This is a genomic window from Actinomycetospora aeridis, from assembly GCF_037400275.1.
In the GTDB taxonomy this organism is placed as follows: Bacteria; Actinomycetota; Actinomycetes; order Mycobacteriales; family Pseudonocardiaceae; genus Actinomycetospora; species Actinomycetospora aeridis.
In genome coordinates this window covers 1-20,709 of sequence record NZ_JBBEGL010000001.1, presented here as the reverse complement: position 1 = coordinate 20,709, position 20,709 = coordinate 1, and the positions used below count along the sequence as shown (strand labels likewise).

Annotated in this window: 15 protein-coding genes; 8 read left to right on the top strand and 7 right to left on the bottom strand. The window is 76.0% G+C overall.

What is annotated here, in order from left to right; all coding sequences use genetic code 11:
• Window positions 1–98 precede the first annotated feature (98 nt).
• The 3 genes from ppdK to WCD41_RS00065 form a co-directional block, all read right to left on the bottom strand.
• The gene (gene ppdK / locus WCD41_RS00075; protein ID WP_337711328.1) at window positions 99–2,786 is read right to left on the bottom strand and encodes a pyruvate, phosphate dikinase; all 2,688 of its coding nucleotides are present in this window, start codon (window positions 2,784–2,786) and stop codon (window positions 99–101) included.
• A 103-nt stretch (window positions 2,787–2,889) separates the two neighbouring features.
• On the bottom strand, window positions 2,890–3,543 hold the full coding sequence (locus WCD41_RS00070) for an MOSC domain-containing protein (protein WP_337711327.1): 654 nt from the start codon (window positions 3,541–3,543) through the stop codon (window positions 2,890–2,892).
• Window positions 3,540–5,171: a glycosyltransferase gene (locus WCD41_RS00065; protein ID WP_337711326.1), complete on the bottom strand. Its 1,632-nt coding sequence runs from the start codon at window positions 5,169–5,171 to the stop codon at window positions 3,540–3,542. The genes WCD41_RS00070 and WCD41_RS00065 overlap by 4 nt, the downstream gene beginning before the upstream one ends.
• 166 nt (window positions 5,172–5,337) lie before the next feature.
• Here WCD41_RS00065 and WCD41_RS00060 point away from each other — a divergent pair, with 166 nt between their 5' ends.
• Together WCD41_RS00060 and WCD41_RS00055 are read left to right on the top strand one after the other, a co-directional pair.
• The gene (locus tag WCD41_RS00060; protein WP_337711325.1) at window positions 5,338–5,904 is read left to right on the top strand and encodes a TetR/AcrR family transcriptional regulator; all 567 of its coding nucleotides are present in this window, start codon (window positions 5,338–5,340) and stop codon (window positions 5,902–5,904) included.
• Window positions 5,905–5,944: 40 nt separating this feature from the next.
• Window positions 5,945–6,808 carry a pyridoxamine 5'-phosphate oxidase family protein gene (locus tag WCD41_RS00055; RefSeq protein WP_337711324.1) on the top strand — a complete coding sequence of 288 codons (864 nt, stop codon included), beginning with the start codon at window positions 5,945–5,947 and terminating at the stop codon, window positions 6,806–6,808.
• On the opposite strand, the gene WCD41_RS00050 is transcribed toward WCD41_RS00055, so the two are convergent.
• Window positions 6,805–7,239, bottom strand: a complete 435-nt coding sequence (locus WCD41_RS00050) for a PaaI family thioesterase (RefSeq protein ID WP_337711323.1) — start codon at window positions 7,237–7,239, stop codon at window positions 6,805–6,807. The genes WCD41_RS00055 and WCD41_RS00050 overlap by 4 nt on opposite strands.
• A gap of 92 nt (window positions 7,240–7,331) precedes the next feature.
• On the opposite strand from WCD41_RS00050, the gene WCD41_RS00045 reads away from it, so the two are divergent.
• Entirely contained in the window at window positions 7,332–8,201 is an 870-nt protein-coding gene (locus WCD41_RS00045; protein WP_337711322.1) for an ATP-grasp domain-containing protein, read from the top strand.
• Here the strand turns inward: WCD41_RS00045 and mftE are convergent.
• From mftE to WCD41_RS00030, 3 genes are read right to left on the bottom strand one after another with little or no spacing between them, the layout of a single operon-like run.
• Window positions 8,194–8,871: a mycofactocin biosynthesis peptidyl-dipeptidase MftE gene (mftE, locus tag WCD41_RS00040; protein ID WP_337711321.1), complete on the bottom strand. Its 678-nt coding sequence runs from the start codon at window positions 8,869–8,871 to the stop codon at window positions 8,194–8,196. The genes WCD41_RS00045 and mftE overlap by 8 nt on opposite strands.
• 31 nt (window positions 8,872–8,902) lie before the next feature.
• Complete coding sequence (locus WCD41_RS00035) at window positions 8,903–10,798, bottom strand: oxidoreductase (RefSeq protein ID WP_337711320.1); 1,896 nt, start codon at window positions 10,796–10,798, stop codon at window positions 8,903–8,905.
• The gene (locus WCD41_RS00030; protein ID WP_337711319.1) at window positions 10,795–12,705 is read right to left on the bottom strand and encodes an oxidoreductase; all 1,911 of its coding nucleotides are present in this window, start codon (window positions 12,703–12,705) and stop codon (window positions 10,795–10,797) included. Before WCD41_RS00030 ends, WCD41_RS00035 begins: the two co-directional genes overlap by 4 nt.
• Before the next feature lie 58 nt (window positions 12,706–12,763).
• Between WCD41_RS00030 and WCD41_RS00025 the strand changes: the two genes are divergently transcribed.
• The 5 genes from WCD41_RS00025 to WCD41_RS00005 all read left to right on the top strand — a co-directional run bounded on the left by WCD41_RS00025 (window position 12,764) and on the right by WCD41_RS00005 (window position 20,678).
• The gene (locus WCD41_RS00025) at window positions 12,764–13,339 is read left to right on the top strand and encodes a DUF1707 SHOCT-like domain-containing protein (RefSeq protein ID WP_337711318.1); all 576 of its coding nucleotides are present in this window, start codon (window positions 12,764–12,766) and stop codon (window positions 13,337–13,339) included.
• 198 nt (window positions 13,340–13,537) lie between these two features.
• Window positions 13,538–17,509, top strand: coding sequence for a Pls/PosA family non-ribosomal peptide synthetase (locus tag WCD41_RS00020; protein ID WP_337711317.1), 3,972 nt, complete (start codon window positions 13,538–13,540; stop codon window positions 17,507–17,509).
• Window positions 17,506–18,123, top strand: coding sequence for a BPL-N domain-containing protein (locus WCD41_RS00015; RefSeq protein ID WP_337711316.1), 618 nt, complete (start codon window positions 17,506–17,508; stop codon window positions 18,121–18,123). The genes WCD41_RS00020 and WCD41_RS00015 overlap by 4 nt, the downstream gene beginning before the upstream one ends.
• The gene (locus tag WCD41_RS00010; protein ID WP_337711315.1) at window positions 18,120–19,466 is read left to right on the top strand and encodes a M1 family aminopeptidase; all 1,347 of its coding nucleotides are present in this window, start codon (window positions 18,120–18,122) and stop codon (window positions 19,464–19,466) included. The genes WCD41_RS00015 and WCD41_RS00010 overlap by 4 nt, the downstream gene beginning before the upstream one ends.
• A gap of 15 nt (window positions 19,467–19,481) precedes the next feature.
• A complete protein-coding gene (locus tag WCD41_RS00005) occupies window positions 19,482–20,678 on the top strand; it encodes a heparan-alpha-glucosaminide N-acetyltransferase domain-containing protein (protein WP_337711314.1) in 1,197 nt (398 codons plus the stop codon).
• Window positions 20,679–20,709: the final 31 nt, after the last annotated feature.

The window sequence follows — 20,709 nt, the reverse complement described above, 5'->3', positions numbered from 1 at the left end:
TCCGAAACGCACCGGTCCGGACAGTCGTGCCCCCCTCCGTTCGGAGGGGGGCACCCGTCACGCGGAGCACACGTGACACGACCGCGCGGGGTCCACCGTCAGCCCTCCGACGATCCCCCGGACGACACCGCCGCGCGCCCGGCCTCGAGGCGCGCCACCGGCACCCGGAACGGCGAGCAGGACACGTAGTCCAGCCCCGCGCGGTGGAAGAAGTGCACCGAGTCCGGATCGCCGCCGTGCTCGCCGCAGATGCCGAGCTTGAGGTCGTGGCGCACCTCCCGGCCGCGCCAGGACGCGATCTCGACGAGCTCCCCGACGCCCTCGACGTCGAGCGACTCGAACGGCGACACCCCGAAGATCCCGGACTCGAGGTACTCGGAGAAGAACGAGCTCTCCACGTCGTCGCGGGAGAAGCCCCACGTGGTCTGGGTGAGGTCGTTGGTGCCGAACGAGAAGAACTGCGCGGTCTCGGCGATCTGGGCCGCGACGAGCGCCGCGCGCGGCAGCTCGATCATGGTGCCGACCTGGTGCTCGACCGGCCTGCCGTTCACCGCCGACTCCGGCTCGGCCACCACCTCGGCGATCTCGGCCGCGACCGCCTGCAGCTCCTGCACGGTGCCGACGAGCGGCACCATGATCTCCGGCAGCACCGTGACGCCCTCCGCCGCCAGCGTCGCCGCCGCGCGGGTGATCGCCCGGACCTGCATCGCGAACAGCCCCGGCACCGCGATCCCGAGGCGCACGCCGCGCAGCCCGAGCATCGGGTTCTGCTCGTGGAGGCGGCGGACGTTGGCGAGCAGCTCCTCCTTCTCCTCGGTCAGGGTGCCGCGCTCGCGGTCGAGCGCCACCTCCACCGAGAGCTCGGTGTAGTCGGGCAGGAACTCGTGCAGCGGCGGGTCGAGCAGCCGGATCGTGACGGGCAGGCCCTCCATCGCCCGGTAGATCGCGGTGAAGTCCTCGATCTGCAGCGGGAGCAGGGCCTGCAGGCACTTCTCCCGGTCGTCGCGGGTCTCGGCGAGCACGAGGTTCTCGACGAGCTCGCGGCGCTCGCCGAGGAACATGTGCTCCGTGCGGCAGAGCCCGATGCCCTCGGCGCCGAACTGCCGCGCGAGCGCGGAGTCCTCGCCGGTGTCCGAGTTGGTGCGCACGCGCAGCCGGCGGGCGCCGTCGGCGTGCGACAGGATCCGGTCGACGGCCTCGACCAGCTCGCCGCGCTCGGTGTTCGTCCCCTCGAACCAGGCCATGACCGGGCTGGACACCACCGGCACCTCGCCGAGGTAGACCTCGCCGTTGGTGCCGTCGATGGAGATCGTGTCGCCCTCGACGATCTCGCGCCCGTCCGGCGTGGTCATCTTCCTGGCGCGGACGTCGACCTCGAGCTCCTCGGCGCCGCAGACCGCGGTCTTGCCCATCCCGCGCGCGACGACCGCGGCGTGCGACGTCCGCCCGCCCCGGCTGGTCAGCACGCCCTCGGCGGCGATCATGCCGTCGAGGTCGTCGGGGTTGGTCTCGCGGCGGACGAGGATGACCTTCTCGCCGCCCTTGTTGCGCCGCACCGCGGTCGGCGAGTCGAAGACCGCGACGCCGCTCGCCGCGCCCGGCGAGGCGTTCATGCCGGTGGTGAGCCGTTCCTTGTCGGCGTCACGGTCGAAGCGCGGGAACATCAGCTGGGCGAGCTGGTGGCCGGTGACGCGCAGCAGCGCCTCGTCCATGTCGATGAGACCCTCGTCGACGAGCTGGATCGCGACGGTGAACGCCGCCGCGGCGGTGCGCTTGCCGACGCGCGTCTGCAGCATCCACAGCTTGCCGCGCTCGATCGTGAACTCGATGTCGCAGAGGTCGCGGTAGTGGCGCTCGAGGGTCGTCATGATCCCCAGGAGCTCGTCGTAGCTGGCCTTGTCGATCCGCTCGAGCTCGGTGAGGTGCAGGGTGTTGCGGATGCCGGCGACGACGTCCTCGCCCTGCGCGTTCTGCAGGTAGTCGCCGTAGATGCCCTGCTCGCCCGACGCGGGGTCGCGGGTGAAGGCGACGCCGGTGCCGGAGTCCATGCCGAGGTTGCCGAACACCATGGAGCAGACGCTGACCGCGGTGCCCAGGTCGGCGGGGATGCGCTCCTGGCGGCGGTAGACGTTGGCGCGCGGGGAGTTCCAGGAGTCGAACACCGCCCGGATCGCCAGGTCCATCTGCTCGCGCGGGTCCTGCGGGAAGTCGCGGCCCGCGTGCTCGCGGACCACGCCCTTGAACGTCTCGACGAGCGCGGTGAAGTCCCCGGCGTCGAGGTCGAGGTCGTCGGTGGTGCCCTTGGCCTTCTTGGCGTCCTCGAGGGCGTCGACGAAGTGCTCGGCCTCGATGCCCAGCACCGTCGCGCCGAACATCTGGATCAGGCGACGGTAGGAGTCCCAGGCGAAGCGGTCGTCGCCGGCCTGGGACGCGAGGCCCTGCACCGAGCTGTCGTTGAGCCCGACGTTGAGGACCGTCTCCATCATCCCGGGCATCGAGAACTTGGCCCCGGAGCGCACCGACACCAGCAGCGGGTCGTCGGCCTGCCCGAGACCCTTGCCCATCGCCTTCTCCAGCGCGACGAGGTGCTCGGTGACCTCGTCGGCGAGTCCCGGCGGTTCGCTGCCCTCGGCCAGGTAGGTCCGGCAGGCCTCGGTCGTGATCGTGAACCCGGGCGGCACCGGAAGACCGAGATTGGTCATCTCGGCGAGGTTGGCGCCCTTGCCGCCGAGGAGGTCCTTCTGGTCGCGGTCACCCTCGGCGAAGTCGTACACGAACTTGGTCATGTGCTGCGTCCTCGTCCCCGGTAGTCGACCGAGAAACCTTGGCACTTCTCGCCGCCGCCGGACACGTCCGAGCGGCCGGGCCTGACCGGTCCAGTGGGCGACGTCAGTCTCTTGACAGGCGCCGCTCTCCCGACCCCAGGCGCTTGCGGGCCCACTCGTGGTACCAGGACGGCAGGCCGGGGGCGTCGAGCAGCCGGGCCGCCCGGTCGCGGTGGTGGTGGTAGATGCCGAAGACCTCGGCGACGGTGGGGGCGCCGTCGGGTCCGTCGGTGACGTCGACGGTGTCCTCGGCGGTGATCGTCCCGGTCCTCGTGACGCGGAGGTAGACGCCGGGCCGGTCGGCGGCGACGAAGCGTCGCGGCATCGTCGGGTCGCCGGCGCGCATCCCGAGCTTGAAGCACGGGATGCGCGGCTGGACGACCTCGAGCTCGGCCGTGCCGATCCGCCAGCGCTCGCCGATCCGCGCATCGCGCAGGTCGCGGCCGGCGGTCGTGAGGTTCTGGCCGAAGACGAGGTCGTCGATCCCGCCGAGCTCGGCGCGCCACCAGGCGAGGTCCTCCTCGCCGTAGGCGTAGACCGACTTCTCCGGCCCGCCGTGGTTCCGCCGGTCGGCCTGCTCGTCGCCGACGAGGTTCTCGGGGCCGACCTCGACCGGCCCGGCGACCGGTTCCTTCCAGATCGCGGTGCTCGTGGTCTCGCCCGGTCTCGGCCCGGCCACGTCCCGGGGGCGGCCGACAGCGACGGTAAGGATCTTCATTGCGGCGCCTTCCCGCTGAGGTCCGGGCGCAGCGGCGCGACCGTGCGGTGACGCCACGCGCCCCACCAGAGCCCGGCGCCGTAGGCGAGGTCGTCGAGGCGGTGGGCGACGAGGTGCGATATTGCGTCTCCTGGCCCCGTGCCGGGCGGGCGGAAGCGCCACCAGTCGGCGAGGCCCTCGGCGACGGCAGCGGCGAGGAGGGCTCGGCGGACACGCCGCGAGACGAGCGCGCTGGCCACGGCAGCAGGCCACCAGTGCCGCGTCAGCACCCCCGCCGCCTGCCAGAGCGCCCCACCCAGCCCCCACGGCGCGAGCACCGCCGCCAGCCGCGCCGCGCGGGCGAGCTCGCGAGCCGTCTCAGCCTGGCGGCCACGCTGACGTTCAACGTCAGTTTTTCCACCCGCTCGATTCCCGGGGCGCCGGGCGTCGTGGAGGCCCTTGGCCAGGCGGACGGTGGCGACGATCGTCACCGCGCCCGCGGCCGCCGTGCTCCACCGCCGCTGGAACCCCAGGAGCGTCACCGCCGCCGCGGTCCACGGGGCGAGCGCGACCGGCGGCACGCGGCGCGGGTGGCGCAGGGCGAGCGGGGCGGCGCCGGTGCCGTAGAACGCCTTGCGCGTGAGCCACGGGCCGACGGTGTCGCGGTGCTCGTGGGCGACCCGTGCGGCGGGTTCGTAGCGCAGCCGCCACCCGTCGCCGGCGATGCGCCAGACGAGGTCGACGTCCTCGGCGACCGGCATGTCCTCGGAGAACCCCGCGCCGAGGGCCTCGCGGCGCACGACGAGCGCGGCGCTGGGCACGTAGGCCACCCGCGACCGGGCGGTCACCGGGGCGGGCCGGGCGCCGAGGTCGAGGCTCGAGCGTCGCTCCTCGTAGCGGGCCACCACCCCGCGCGCGATCGAGCGGGTGGCTTTTCTGACGCTGAACGTCAGCGTGGCCGCCAGGCTGACGACCCCGGGCCCCGGTGAGCTGCGCGGAGCGTCACCCGGCGTGTCGTGGTCCGAGGATGTGGCGAGCCCGGCGTGGGACGCCAGCAACGCCGCATCGCCGGCCACCCCGGACCACGCCACGATCCGGGGGGCCGCGAGGCCGACGGCCGGGTCGGCGAGGTGGCCCAGGAGCGTCGGGAGCCAGCCGGGTTCGGGGACGACGTCGGAGTCGAGGAACGCCACGAGCGCGCCGGTCGAGGCTCCGGCGCCGGTGTTGCGGGCGGCGGCGGGGCCGCGCGAGACCGCGTGCCGCACGATCCGCGCCCCGTGCGTCGCGGCGACCCGGACCGTGGCGTCGGGGTCCGCGGAGCCGTCGTCGACCACCACGACCTCGGCGACCCCGGACCCGCCCAGCGCGGCGAGCAGGCGGGCCAGCTCGTCCGGGCGGTCGCGCACGGGCACCACGACCGACACCGTCGCGGCGTCCGGGGCGCCGGGGTGCGCGGGCTGCGGGTGGGCGACCCCGGCGTCGGTGAGCAGGCGGGCCAGCGCCGCGGACGTCGCGTCGGTGACGACCAGCCGCGCCTCGGCCGCGACGCCGTCCGGGCCGGCGAGCCGGTCGTAGGCGGCGCGCGCGAGGTGCAACACCCGCGGCGGCGAGCCGCCGACCAGCGTGCGACCGCCGTCGACGCGCAGCACCCGGCGATCGAGGACGACGGTCCAGCCGTCGGGCAGGCGCGACGGCCGGGCGGGGGCGAGGGTTCCGGTGGCGATGGCGGGCGAGTGTAGGCAGCGGCGGCGTGGAGGGCAGCGACCGAGGACACGTCCCGCGGTTCTTGACCGAAGGTTCGGTAACCTTCCGGTCATGCCGCGCCCACCCGCCATCGCCGACGAGGCGCTCGTCGACGTGATCGTGTCCGTGTTCCGCGCGAAGGGGTTCGAGGGGACCGCGATCGGCGACCTGGCGGCGGCCGCCGGGCTCCAGCGCGCGAGCCTCTACCACCGCTTCCCCGGCGGCAAGGCGCAGATGGCCGACGTCGTCCTCGACACGGTCGAGCAGCGCTTCGCGCAGGTCCTCGCACCCATGCGCGAGGACGCCGACGTCGCCCGGGGCATCGCGGAGACGGCCCGCCGGCTCGGCGAGTTCTACGCCGCCGGAGCGCTGTCCTGCGTCCTCGACTCGATGACGCTGGCCGGGGCGCCCGCGCCGCTGCGCGACCACGCCCGGTCGCTCGCGACGGCCTGGATCGAGGCGATGTCGGACGCCGCGCGACGCGCCGGCCACCGTCCCGACGCCGCCCTGCGCGCCGCGAAGGACGCCTTCGTGCGCATCGAAGGGGCGCTCGTCCTGGCTCGCGTGACCGGCGACACCGGGGCCTTCGCCGAGACCGTCGCGCTCCTGCCCGCCCTGCTGTCGCCGGAGAACCCGTGACGACTTGTTTATTACCGATCGTTCGGTAACTATGTCGAGCATGGCCGAACTCCCCGATCGACTCGCGTTCCACCCCGGTGAGCTGGCGGCGCAGCGGGACGCCGGGCTCACCGAGATGGCGGCGCGGGTCCACCCGATCGTCGCGAGCACGCTGCCCACGGGCGCCGCGGACTTCCTGCTCCGGCAGCGCCTGCTGGTGCTGGGCGCCGCGGACCACGACGGACGGGTCTGGGCCACCGGCCTGCACGGCCCGGCCGGGTCCGTCACGGCCGTCGACCCCCACACCCTGCGGACGTCGGTCGGCGCCCTGCCCACCGATCCCCTGGCCGACGTCCTGCGCGGACCGGCCGACGTCGGCACGCTCGCGATCGACCTCGCCACGCGCCGGCGGCTCCGGATCAACGGCCGGTGGCGGCCGCGCGAGCACGGCGGCGAGGTGGCCGTGCACCAGGCCTTCGGCAACTGCCCGAAGTACATCCTGGCCCGCGCCGTGCCGGACGGGGCGCTCCCGGGCCACGCGACGACGACCCGGGGCACGGTCCTCGACGACGACCAGGCACGGCTCGTGGCGAACGCCGACACCTTCTTCGTCGCCACCGCCGCCGGGAGCGGCGCGGACGTCTCGCACCGCGGCGGCGACCCCGGGTTCGTCCGGGTCCTCTCCCCCGGTGAGCTGTCCTGGCCCGACTACGTCGGCAACGCGATGATGATGACGTCGGGGAACCTGCGCCTGAATCCCGCCGCCGGCCTGCTCTTCCCGGACTTCCGGACCGGGGCGACGCTGCAGCTGACGGGCACCGCCGAGGTCCGCCCGTCGCGGGACGCCGGGACCGGGCGGGAGACCGTCTTCCGGATCACCGAGGCCGTGCACACGGAGAACGCGTTCGCAGCGGGTTGGTCCTAGTTCGCGCCCACGATCGACTTCGTCACCTGGCTGAGCGCGACGGGACGGTCGGGGCCGTCCTCGAGGCTCGCGGTGACGCTGACGAACGCCACCTCCCGGGCGCGCTTGGCGAGCTTCCCGACCACGCGGACACGCCGGCCCGCGGCCGCCGGGCGCAGGTACTGCGTGGAGATCTGGTGGGTGACAGCGTGCTGGGCCGGGGTCAGCGTCGGCAGCACCGCGAGGTAGCCGGCGAGCTCGATCGCGGCGCCGAGCGCAGCGGCGTGGGCGGTCGCGGCAGGGGTCACGGCGATCCCGGCAACGGGGAGGACGACACCGTCGAGCGGGGCGTACGGGTCGACGAACTCGACGCCCAGCGCGTCGGGGAGCGCCACCGCGAGCGCGGCCTCCGCGCGGGCCAGGAGATCGTCGCCGGTGAGCAGTCCGGTCATGCTGCCCGAGTGTCCGCCGGGCCCGTGAACACCGCGAGGACGGACGCGGTCGTCGGGCCGAACCTGTCGGACCCTTCGGGGACGATCAGGACATGCGCATCGCCCTCGCTACCTGTCGTGAGGTCCCCGGGCTCCTCGACGACGAGGGCCGCCTCCTGGAGGACCGGCTGCGGGCGCGCGGCGTCGAGGCCGAGCCCGCGGTCTGGGACGACGCCGACGTCGCGTGGTCGGCGTTCGACCTCGTCCTCGTCCGCTCGACCTGGGACTACCCCACCCGCCACCGCGAGTTCCTCGCGTGGGCCGACGCCGTCGAGCGGGTCAGCGCGCTGCACAACCCGGCGTCGGTGCTCGCCTGGACCACCGACAAGCACTACCTGCTCGAGCTGGCGGGCACCGGGCTGCCCGTCGTCCCGTCGGCGGTGCTCGAGCCCGGCTCCGACGACACCGACCCCGCCGCGCACCCGTACGTCGGCGTCGAGCACGTCGTGAAGCCGTGCGTGTCGGCCGGGTCGAAGGACACCCTGCGCTGCGGCCCCGGCGAGTCCGGGCGCTCGGCGGCCCACGTGCGCGCGCTGCTCGACGCCGGGCGGCCGGTGCTCGTGCAGCCGTACCTGGCGGCGGTCGACGAGGTGGGCGAGACGGCGGTGGTGGCGATCGACGGGGCGCCGTCGCACGCCGTGCGCAAGGGCGCGCTGCTGGCGTCGGGCGGCGGGCTCGTCGAGGGGCTGTTCGCGCCGGAGGACATCAGCGCGCGGGAGCCGTCGCCCGCGGAGACGGCGGTGGCGGCGCACGTCCTCGAGCACCTGGCGACGCCGATGCTCTACGCCCGCATCGACCTGCTGCCCGGTCCCGAGGGCCCGCAGGTGCTCGAGGTGGAGCTGGCCGAGCCGTCGCTGTTCCTCGAGCACGCTCCCGGCGCCGCCGACCGGCTCGCCGACGCGGTCGTGCGCCGGCTCAGGTGAGGCGCCCGGTCGCGTCGTCGACGGTCCACCGGCCGACGGCGGTGACGAGCGCGGCCACCATCACCGACACCGTCTCGGCGCCCTCGGCCGCCGTCGCACCGGTGGGGTCGCCGAGCACGCCCGACGGGCTCACGTCACGCACCGAGCCCGCCGCGATCGCGGGCATGAGCTCCCGCAGGGGCGCGGTGTTGCCGGGCTCGGCGAGGTCCTGCGCCACGGTGTCCGGGCCGAGCGCGAGCATCAGCGACGTCTCGTGACGCCCGGCGTGGGCGTCGGCGCCGGGCACGCCGCACGGGAACCACGCCACGTCGCGGCCCTCGGCGCGCAGCATCGGCACGGCGACCCGCAGCGCGGCGACGTTGCCGCCGTGCCCGTTGACGAGGACGAGGCGCCGGGCGAAGCGGCAGGCCGAGCGGCCGAGCTCGACGATCACGGCGGCGAGGGTCTCGGTGCCGATCGAGACCGTGCCGGGGAAGCCCTCGTGCTCGCCGGACGCGCCGTAGGGCAGCGCCGGCGCGGTCGGCAGGCCGCTGCGCGCGGCGACGGTGGCGGCGACGGTGGTGTCGGTGCCGAGCGGTAGGTGGGGGCCGTGCTGCTCGGTGGCGCCGACCGGCACGAGCAGCACCGGCACGTCCTCGCACTGCGCCCATCGCGCGTCCCCCAGCTGCACGCACCCGACCCTATGTGAGCACTTTCCGGGCCTATGACCCCGGAAAGTGCTCACATGCGGCCGTGCCCTCGCGGACCGCGGCGTCGATGCCGCGCGGGGCGAGGCAGTCGCCGACGCGGACGACCGGCACGTGCGTGACCAGCGAGGGCACCTCCGGCGTCGGCGGCCCGGCGTGCACCACCCAGTCGGCGGCCCAGGGCGTCACCACACCGGTCAGGTGCTCGAGCACGTCGACGACCAGCCCGTCGCGGCACGCCAGCACCACCCGGTCCGTGTGCTCCGCGATCCCCACCTCGGCGGCCCGGCGGCGCCAGCGCTCGCGGTCGAGGGTCGGCGCCAGGTCGCCCGCGGCGACGAGCGCCGCGGTCAGCGTCGCGACGTCAGCACCCCGGCGCGCGAGCAGCTCCGCCACCGAGGTCGCCGCGTGCCCCCGCCCGGCGTCGACGACGAGCACCCGCCCGCTCGGGGTGACGCGCCCGGCGAGGACGTCGGTGACGTCGACGACCCGGTCGTGCCCGACCGCCCAGGACGGGAGCGACGGGCGCGCGCCGGTGGCGAGCACGACGGCGTCGACCCCCTCGACCGACGCCACCGGGGTCCGCAGCCGCACGACGACACCCAGGGTGCGCGCCTCGTGGGCCAGGTCGGCGACGAGGTTCGCCAGCTCCCGGCGCTCCGGGGCGCGGGACGCGAGCGCCAGCTGCCCGCCGAGGACGTCGGAGCGCTCGGTGAGGGTCACCGCGTGCCCGCGTCGCGCCGCCGCGACCGCCGCCGCCAGCCCGGCCGGCCCCCCGCCGACCACCAGCACGCGCGCGAACGCGGACTTCGCGCGCGTAGAGGCAGCGAGATACCCGTTCGCTGCGGTGGACTCACCGCCGACCAGCGGGTTCACCGCGCACCCCAGGCGCTGGTCGAGCCCCACGCGCGCGATGCACTCCTGGTTGCACCCGATGCAGCGGCGCACGCGCTCCCCCGCCAGCGCGCGCGACGCGAAGCTCGGGTCCGCGATCTGGCCCCGGACGACACCCACGAGGTCGCACGACCCCGACGCGACGGCCTCGCGCGCCTGCGCCGGCGTCGTGAAGCGCCCGACGCCGATCACCGGCACCGACACCGCCGCCCGCACCGCCGACGGCACATGCGCGGCGTAGCCCGCCGGGACGCCCATCGGCGGCTCGATCAGCGGCAGGGTCCGGGTGGCGACGCCGACGGCGGTGTTGACGTAGTCCACGAGCGGCTCGACGGCCCGCGCCACCTCGACCGCGTCGGACGCGGAGAGCCCCCCGGGGATCCCCTCGTCGCCCTGCACCCGCACGCCGAGCACCCGGTCCGGGCCGATCGCCGTCCGCACCGCCCGCAGCACGTCGAGCAGGAACGGCAGCGCCCGCGGCGACCGCGACGACACCAGCTGGCGGATGAGCGACGCCTGCGAGCACTGGATCTCGACGCCGTCGAGCCCGCCGGCCGCCACGTGCGACGCGACCAGCCCGAACCCGTCGACGAGCCGCGCGAGCCCCGCCTCGGACAGCACCCGCGGCACCTCGCCGAACATCGGGTCCGGCTCGTCGTCCACCCCGTCCACCGGCGCCCGGGAGTAGAGCGACGACGACTGGCCGCCGTTGTGCCCCAGCTGCGCCAGCACGAGCGCACCGCCCGCGTGCACCGCGTCGGCGATCGCGCGGTAGCCCGGCACGACGGCCGGGTCGGTGCCGTCGACGAGCTTCTCGTACGGCCGGTCGGCGGGGTCGACCGACTGCTCCTCGGTGATCACCAGCCCGGCCCCGCCGGCCGCCCGCGCGCCGTAGTACGCCGCGTGCTGCGCGGTCGGGCGTCGCGCCACCGCGGCGTTCGTCAGGTGCGCGGGGAAGACGATCCGGTTCCGCGCGACGCGGGGCCCCAGCCGGACGGGCTCGCCGAGGACGCTCACGCCATCAGCTCCCGCGCCGCCGCCCGGCCCTCGCGGATCGCCTCGGCGACCGTCCGCGGCGCGACGGCGTCGCCCACCGCGATCAGCCCCGGACGCGACGGCACGGGCGGGGCGCGCCGCGGCCCCGCGTCGACCAGCACCGCCGCCGGCCACGACGTGGCGGCCCCCGTCACGACGTCGGCGACGGTCACGGAGCCGTCGGCGAACGCCGTCACCGACGACTCCGTCACCCGCCGCACACCCGCCCGCGCCAGCCGCGCCTGGGCGTCGACGAGGTCGCCGGTGCGCGCGAGCCCCGGGCCGATCAGCACACCCGGCGCCACGATCGCCACCTCGCGCCCGTCGCCGGCGAGCCGCTCGGCCAGCGCCACCGCCGCGCCGTCACCGACCGGGTCCTCGATCACCACCGGGCCGGGCGGCAGACCGTCGCGCAGTGCCGCGGCGATCGGCGTCCCGCGTCCCGGCCGGTCGACGCCGCCGGTCGCCAGCACCACCCGCCCGGTCGCAAGATCGTGGGTGCTTTCCTGACGTCCAACGTCAGCGTGGCCGCCAGGCTGGAACACCACCCCGGACCAGGCGACACCGTGGGAGATCGGCACCCCCGACGCCGTCAGTTCCTCGACGTACCAGTCGACGAGCCGCGCGAACCGCTCCCGCCCGGGCAGCCCGGCGACGAGCGGCAGGAGGCCGCCGACGGCAGAGGAGCGCTCCACCACGCGCACCGGGCACCCCCCGCGCGCCAGGGTCCGCGCGGCCTCGAGCCCCGCCGGCCCGGCCCCGACGACGAGCACCGGCTCCGCGGAGCGCCCCACCACCCGCTCGGGCACCTCGGGAGCGGCGACCGTGCACGAGATCCGCGGGTTGCGGACGTCGCGCGCCCGGCACTGCTGGTTGGTCAGCACGCACGGGCGGGGCGAGGCGCCGGCGCGGACCTGGGCCACGAGGTCGGCGTCGGCGAGCTGCGCGCGGGTCATCTCGACGAGGTCGGCGTCGCCGGCGGCCAGCGCCGAGGCCGCGAGCCAGACGTCGACGACGCTGCCCGCCAGCACCGTCGCCACCCCCTCGACGCGCAGGTCCCGGCACGCCGCCCGCAGGAAGCCAGGGGCGGTGTGCCCGTCGGGCCGCGTCGCCCCGACCGTCAGCGCCGAGCCCCGCACGGGCACGACGAGGTCGACCAGCGGGGCGACCCGCGACAGCACGGATCGCACGACGGGCGGCGTGATCCCCGCCCACGGTGCCAGCTCGTCGACGGTCAGGCGCAGTCCGACGACGGCGTCGGCACCCACCGCCCTCCGCACGGCGCCGAGCACCTCCTCGAGCAGCAGCGCCCGGTCGGCGCCGTACGCGTCGTCGCGGAGGTTGGTCAGCCCGGACAGGAACTGCCGCAGCAGGGCGTGCTGCCCCGCCCCGATCTCGACGCCGTCGCACCCCGCGGCCACGGCCGCCGCGGCGGCGGACGCGAACCCCTCGACCACCGCGGCGATCCCCGAGGGCGGGAGCACCGCCGGCACCTCCCCGCTCGCCGGGTCCGGCACCGCCGACGGCGCCCACAGCGGGCCGCGCGTGTAGGCCGACGACCCCTGCCCGCCCGCGTGGCCCAGCCCGGCGAGCACGAGCGTCCCGTACGGCCGGCAGGCCTCGGCGACCGCGGACCAACCGGCCGAACAGAGATCGGCCAGCGGCGCGTCCTCGTACGGATGGTCCTCCGCGACGACCGACGCGACCTCGGTGACGACGACGCCCGCGCCCCCGGCCGCCCGGGCCCGGTAGTGCGCGACGTGGTCGGGCCCGAGGGCACGTGGGCGCCGCGGGTCGGCGAGGTGCGTGACGTGGGGACCGAACAGCACCCGGCTCGGCGCGGTGCGCAGGCCGAGCGCGACCTCGCCGTCCAGCACCGGGCCCAGCACCCGCGGCACGGTAGTCGCGCGCCGGACGCCCCGGGCGGTGACGTCTAGATTGTCGGGTGTGGCCGAGGGTGGGGAGCTGAGGGCGGGCGACGCCGACCGCGAGGCCGTGGCCGAGATCCTCCGGACCGCGCTGGGCGAGGGCCGCCTCGAGCTCACCGAGGTCGACGAGCGCCTGGCGCAGACCTACGCGGCGCGGACCTACGCCGACCTCGAGCCCCTCGTCGCCGACCTGCCGGCGACGCTGCCCTGGCAGCAGCAGCGACACCTCGCGTCACGGTCCGACGAGAAGCCCCTGGTGATCACCGCCGGCTGGTCGAGCGAGAAGCGCACCGGCGCCTGGCGGGTCCCGGCGCGGATCGTCGCCGAGGCCGCGATGTCGGACGTCAAGCTCGACTTCCGCGAGGTCTCCACCTCGCTGCCGCGCATCGACCTCGAGATCAAGGGCGGCATGGGCAGCGTCGTGCTGGTCCTGCCCGAGGGGTGGTCGGTCGACACCGACGACCTGCGCTCGGCGTGGGGCACCGTCAAGAACCGGCACCAGGCGCAGGCGGCGCCCGGCCGCCCGACGATCCACGTCACCGGGTCGACCGGCATGGGCACCTTCAAGACCCGCGGGGCCCTCTTCTACGAGTAGGCCACCCGGTCGTGGCTCCGTGCGCAGCGAAGCGTCACGCGACGTCCGTTTCTGTTCACGCTGCGTGGTTGCGTTACCCGTCTGTGACATGGTCGACGGTCCTCCTCGGTCGCGTTTCGCAGCCGGAGCCCGCGAGGTACAGCCACCGCTGGCCCGCGACAGGGACAGCGCGACAGGGGACGAGGGGGAACCGCGTCAGTGATCGCACACGCCATCGGGGACACCGAGGCAGCCACCCAGGAGCTCCCGAGCGGGGTCGGCCCGCACCGCGTCCCGGAGGCACGCCTCGAGCACGTCTTCGAGCGCACCGCCGACGTCACGCCCGACGCCGTCGCCGTCGAGCACGAGGGGCGGCCGACGAGCTACGCGGAGCTCGACGCCCGGGCGAACCGGCTCGCCCACGTCCTGCACGAGCGGGGCGTCCGGCCCGGTGCCCGCGTCGCGCTGTTCCTCGAGCGCTCCCCGGAGACCTACGTGGCGCTGCTCGGCGCCCTCAAGGCCGGCGCGGCGTTCGTGCCCGTCGACCCCGAGTCGCCCGCCGACCGCGTCGCCTACGTCCTCGACGACGCCGACGTCGACCTGGTGCTGACCTCGCAGGCGCTGAGCCGGACCGGCCTCGACCGCCCCTGGCTCGCCCTCGACGCCGAGAGCACCCTGCTCGACCGCGCGCCGGCCCACCGGCCCGAGAGCCGCGGTCCGCCCGGCGACGACGACCCCGCCGCGTACGTCATCTACACCTCCGGCTCCAGCGGCCGCCCCAAGGGCGTCGAGGTCGCGCAGTCGAGCATCACCAACTTCGTGGCCGTCGTGCCGTCGGTCTACGACGTCCGCCCCGACGACCGGGTGCACCAGGGCATGACGATCTCCTTCGACTTCTCGATCGAGGAGATCTGGCCGACGTGGGCCGTCGGCGCCACCCTCGTCGCCGGCCCGAACGACGAGCGCCGCCTCGGCGCCGACCTCGCCGACCACCTCGAGCGTGCCCGCGTCACCGTCCTCTACTGCGTCCCCACGCTGCTGGCGACGATCCCCCGCGAGCTGCCCGACCTGCGCAGCGTCCTCGTCGGCGGCGAGGCCTGCCCCGCGGAGCTCGTCGAGCGCTGGGCCCGTCCGGGACGCCGGATGCTCAACACCTACGGGCCCACCGAGGCCACCGTCACCGCCACCTGGTGCGAGCTCGTGCCGGGCCGGCCGGTGACGATCGGGCGCCCGCTGCCCACCTACGGCGTCGAGCTCCTCGAGCCCGACGACCCGGCGCACCGGCCGGTGCCGCCCGGCGAGGTCGGCGAGATCGCCCTCGCCGGACCCGGCGTCGCGCGCGGCTACGTCGGGATGCCGGAGAAGACCGCCGAGAAGTTCGTCGCCCACCCGGCCAGCGGGGACGCGGTGTACCGCACCGGCGACCTGGGCCGCTGGACCGGCGGCGAGGTCGAGTACCTGGGCCGGGCGGACGCGGAGGTCAAGGTCCGCGGGCACCGCGTCGACCTCGGCGAGATCGAGAGCGTGCTGCTCGCCGACCCGCAGGTCGGCAGCGCGGTGGTGGCCCTGCACGACGGCGACCTCGCGGCGTACGTCGTCGTCACCGACGACCGCGACCTCGAGGCCCGGCTCACCGCCCTCCTGCGCGACCGCGTCCCCGCCTACATGATCCCGGCGACGCTCGACGTCCTCGACGCCCTGCCGACACAGGTCAGCGGCAAGGTGGACCGCACGCAGCTGCCGCCGCCCGCGGGTCGGCGCCTCGTCGCGGCGACCGGACCCGTCGTCGCCCCCGAGGGCGAGCTCGAGGAGCACATCGCCGCGGTCTGGGCGGAGTCCACCGGTGTGCCGGAGCACGAGCTCTCGGTCGAGGCCGACTTCTTCGACGCCCTCGGCGGGCACTCCCTGCTCGCCGCCACCACCGTCACGTTGCTGCGCGAGCGCGGGATCGGCGGCAGTCCCGCCGTCCGCGACCTCTACGCGCACCCGACGGTGCGCTCCCTCGCCGCGCACCTCGCGACCGCCGGGTCCGGCGAGACGACCTCCGCGGCCGCCCGTCCCGGCCCGACCCGCCACTCCGGGCGCCGGGTCGCGGCGGCGGGTGCGGCGCAGGCCGTCCTGATCTACCTGCTGCTGCTCGCCGTCACACTGCCCCTGAGCTGGGTCTACACCACCAACGACGGCACGGTCTCGACCGCCGTGCTCGCGCAGGTCCTCGTCGCGGGCGCCGCGGCCTGGCTCGGGGTGCGCTGGGTGCTGCCGGTGCTGCTCGCCCGGCCGCTCGCCGCGGGCATCCGCCCGGGCCACTACCGGCTCTGGGGCCCGACCTACCTGCGGCTCTGGACGCTGGACCTCGTCCTGCGCCAGGCACCGCTGCCCGTGCTCGCGGGCTCGCCGTTCCTCGCGCCGTACCTGCGCCTGCTCGGGGCGCGTGTCGGGCGGCGCGTGCACGTCGCGGCCACCGACATCAGCCTGCCCCGTCTCCTGCACCTCGACGACGACGCCGCCGTCGGCTACGGCGCCGTCCTGCACCCGTGGGCCGTCGAGGACGGCTGGGTCGTGGTCGCCCCGATCCACCTCGACCGCCGCGCGGTCGCCGGCGCGAACAGCGTGCTCTCCCCCGGCTCCCGCGTCGCGGAGCGCGCGATGCTGGGCGAGCAGTCCGCGCTCGGCCGCGACGAGGTCGTCCCCGCCGGCGTCACGTGGGCCGGATCGCCGCCGGCGGAGGTCACGACCCAGGACCCGGCCCTGGCGTCCATGCGCTCGGCCGGGCCACTGCCGGGGTGGCGCCTGCGCCACCTGCCGGGCGCCCTCGCCGGGCTCGTCGGCCTCGAGGTCGCCGCGGTGGTCATGGTCGTGCCGTCGGTGCTCGTCGTGTGGGGCGCGCTGCTGGCCGCGGGCGTGCTCGCCGGGCTCGCCGCGACGCTGCTCGCGGGGCCGGTGTTCGTCGTGACGGTGTGCGCCGTCGTCGCGCTCGGGCGGCGCCTCGTGCTGCCGCGCACCCCCGTCGGCATCCACCCGGCGCGCTCGGCGCTCGGGCTGCGCAAGTGGGTCGCCGACGCGCTGCTGGCCTACAGCCTCGCGTTCACGAACTCGCTCTACGCGACGCTCTACACGGTGCCGTGGCTGCGCCTGCTCGGCGCGCGGGTCGGGCGCGGCGCCGAGGTCTCGACGGCCGCGCACCTCGACCCCGACCTGCTCACCCTCGGCGACGACAGCTTCGTCGCCGACATGGCGAGCATCGGTGCCGCCACGTACGCCGACGGCCGCCTGCTGTTGCGCCCGACCCGCGTCGGCGACCGCGCGTTCGTCGGCAACGCCGCCCTCGTGCCGTCCGGGGTCGGGACCGGCGACGGGTCGCTGGTCGGGGTGCACACGGTGCCGCCGGCCGAGGGGGTGCCCGACGGGTCGTCCTGGCTCGGCTCGCCCGCGATGCACCTGCCGCAGCGGCAGGACTCGGGCGACTACGCCGAGGAGGACACCGTGCGCCCGGGCCGGCGACGGGTGCGTCAGCGCCTGGCCGTCGAGCTCGTGCGCGCCTGCCTGCCCGCCGCGCTGCTCGGCGTCGGGCTGTACCTGTACCTGCTGGTCCTCTCGCTGGTCGCCCGCGGCCGCGACCTGCTGCCCGTCGCGCTCGGCGCGCCCCTGATCGCGCTCGCGGCGAGCCTCGCGATCGTCGCCTACGTCGTCGCCGTCAAGCGCCACGTCGTCGGCACCTACCGGCCGCGGGTCGCCCCGTTGTGGGACCCGTTCGTCCGCCGTACCGAGCTCGTCACCGGGCTCTACGAGGCGGCCGCGGTGCCGACGCTGCTCGGGATGCTCACCGGCACCCCGTTCCTCCCGGTGGCGCTGCGCCGCTTCGGTGCGCGCATCGGGCGACGCACGTGGATCGCGACGACGTTCGTCACCGAGTTCGACCTCGTCGAGATCGGCGACGACGCGGCCGTCGGGCCCGGCGTGTCCCTGCAGACCCACCTCTTCGAAGACCGGGTGATGAAGATGTCCACGGTCCGGGTCGAGCCCGGCGCCACCGTCGGGGCGCGGTCGGTCGTGCTCTACGACGCCACGGTCGGCGCGGACGTCGACCTCGACCGCCTCTCGCTGCTGATGAAGGGCGAGGAGCTCGGCGCGGGTGGTCGCTGGCGCGGCATCCCGGCCCGCGGTGTGGCGGAGCCCGGGGAGGCCACGTGAGGGCGCTCGTCTACCGCGGGCCCGCGAGCCTGTCCGGCTGCCCCGAGGCTGTCGCGTCCGTGCTGGCCTCCTCGGGGTTCGACGTGCGCTACGTCGGCCCCGACGAGGTCCTGGCGCTCACCGAGGAGGTGCTCGCCGGCGCCACGGTCTACGCCCAGCCCGGCGGCGGGACCCTGCGCCAGGGCTGGCGGCGGATGAAGCGGCACCGTCGCGCGGTGCGCGGGTTCGTCGCCGGCGGCGGGCACTACCTGGGGTTCTGCCTCGGCGCCTACCTCGCCGGCGCGACGCCCGGCTTCGGGCTGCTGCCCGGCGACACCGACCAGGCCCTCGACACCGAGGACGACACGGTGATCGAGGTCGACTGGGGCGGCACGCGCCGCGCGGTGTTCGCGCAGGACCCGGCCGCGCTGGAGGTCGACGACCGCGCCTCGGTGCTCGCCCGCTACCGCGACGGGCAGGTCGCGGCCGCGGTCGCCCCGTACGGCGCCGGGCGCGTCGGCGTCGTCGGGCCGCACCCCGAGGCGACCGCCGACTGGTTCACCGGCGCCGGCCTGACCGCGGCCCCGGACGCTCGTGACCTGGCCCGCGATCTCGTCGCCCGGACCGTGTCGTGAGGCCCCTGCTGCTCGTCCTGGCCGCCGTGCTGGTCGTCGCCGGCTGCGCCACCCCGCCGGCGCAGGCCGCGCCGTGGCCGGAGCGGCCGTCGGTCGACCTGTCCTACGACCTCGCCCCGGACCTGCGCGGCGCCGCCGGCCGGGAGTCCGTGACGTTCACGCCCGACCGGCGGATCTGCGAGCTGGTGTTCCGGACCTGGCCGAACGCGCCGTCGCCGGCGTCGGAGGGCAACGCGCTGCGGGTGACCGACGCGTCGGTCGACGGGCGGGCGGCGGCGCCGTCCGTCCGGGCCGGCGGGACGCTGGTGGAGCTGCCGCTGCCGTCGTGCGTCGACGCGGGCACGCCCGTGCGCGCCGAACTGGGCTTCGCGGTGCGTCTCGGGGCGGACGCCGACGAGCGCCTCGGCACCTCGGCCGGCACCGCGTGGTTCGGCTCGGCCTTCCCGATGCTCGCGTGGGTGCGCGGGCGGGGCTGGGTGCGCGACGACCCCGTCCGCATCCCCGGCGAGACCGCCGTCAGCGAGGAGTTCCGGCTCGACGCGCTGCGCGTCACCGCTCCCGACGGGGCCGCGGTGTCGGGCGTGGGACGGGCCGAGGGCACCGCACCCGGGGCCCGTCCCGGCACCACCACCCACACCTTCCGCGCCGACGGGATGCGCGACGTCGCCGTCGCGGTCGGTGCCTACCGGGTGCTCGAGCGCGACCTGGCCGGCGGCACCCGGCTGCACCTGGTCACGCCCGTCGCCGGGACCCGCGTCGCCCCGGAGCGCTGGGCCGACGAGGTCGACGGCGCGCTCGGGCGCCTCGAGGAGCTGCTCGGCCCGATGCCCCAGCGCGACCTGTGGGTGGCGATCGCACCGTCGCAGTCGTCGGGCATCGAGTTCACCGGGGCGCTGCAGTTCGGGGACACCGCTCCGGGCGAGCTGCCCGAGCTCGTCGCCCACGAGCTCGCCCACCAGTGGTTCTACGGGCTCGTCGGCAACGACCAGGGCCGCGACCCGTGGCTCGACGAGGCGTTCACGACCTACGCGCAGGCGCGCGTCACCGGAACCGGGGGCAGCTACGAGGTCGACCCCGCGCGCGACGACCTCGGGCTGTCCATGGCCGCGTGGGCCGAGCGCGGCTTCGGGCCCTACAACACCGGTGTCTACGACCAGGGCGCCGCGGTGCTGCTGGCCGCCCGCGAGCGGGCAGGCCACGACGCGTTCGACGACGCCCTGCGCGCCTACCTGGCCGCGAACGCCCACGGCGTCGCGACCCCCGACGACGTCGCCCGCGCCTTCGCCGGCCTGCCCGCGGTGACCGACGCGCTGCGGCGCGCCGGGGCACTGCCGCCGACCTGATCAGGAGCCGCACCGATGACGATGACCGCACCCACCCGACCGGTGCCCGTCGCCCCGACCGCGCGGCGCCGCGTCCTCGGCGTCGACGCCGCCCGGGGTGTCGCGCTGCTCGGCATGATGGCCGTGCACGCGCTCTACGTCACCGACGACCAGGGCCGGGAGACGTGGGTCGGGCTGGTGGCCACCGGCAACGCCGCGGCGCTGTTCGCGGTGCTCGCCGGCGTGGGCATCGCGTTCCTCACCGGCCGGGCGCGGGTCCGCGGCGGCGCGGGCGCCCGGCGCGCGGCGGCGTCGCTGACGGCGCGGGCCCTGGTGGTCGGCGCGCTCGGACTGGCCGTCGGCGGTGTCACCGATCCCGAGGTCGCCACCGTCATCCTCGCCTACTACGCCGTGCTGTTCCTGCTCGCGATCCCGCTGGTGCTGCTGCCGACCCGGCTGCTCGTCGCCGTCGCGGTGCTCGGGGCGGCCGGCATCCCGTTTCTGAGCCACGTGGTGCGGGGCCACCTGCCGCCCCCGGACCTCGACAACCCGTCGCCGTCTTGGCTCGTCACCGACCCCGCCGAGCTCGTGCGCGAGCTCTTCCTCACCGGCTCGTACCCGGCGCTGTCGTGGCTGCCCTACCTGGCCGTCGGGCTCGCGATCGGCCGCGCCGACCTGCGCTCGCCGCGCCTCGCGGGGTGGCTCGCGGGCGGCGGGGCGGCGCTCGGGGCGGCCGCGGCCGGGGTGTCGGCAATGCTGCTCGGACCGGGCGGCGGGACGGGCCGCATCGTGGCGGCATCGTCCGGTCTCGACCCCGAGGACCTGCACGCGGTCCTGACCGTCGGACCCGACGGCACCACCCCGCCGACGACGCTGTGGTGGCTCGCCGTCGACAGTCCCCACTCGTCGACCTCGCTCGACCTCGCCCGCACCACCGGGATCGCGCTGGCCGTGCTCGGGGTGATGCTGCTGCTCGACCGGGTGCGCCACCCCGTGCTGACCGCGGTGCGCGCGCCCCTGGCGGCGGCCGGGGCGATGACGCTGACCTTCTACACGCTGCACGTGCTGTTCCTGAACTCGCCGGTCGACGTCTACGACCCGGTGCCCGGCTACGTCGTGCAGGTCGTCGCCGTGCTGCTGCTCGGGCTCGCGTGGCGGGCCAGCGCCGGGCGCGGGCCGCTGGAGAGCCTCGCCTCGGCCGCCGGCACCCGCGTCGCGCGGTGGGTGGGCTGACCGGCCCATGTGAGCGAACATCGGGGCGATA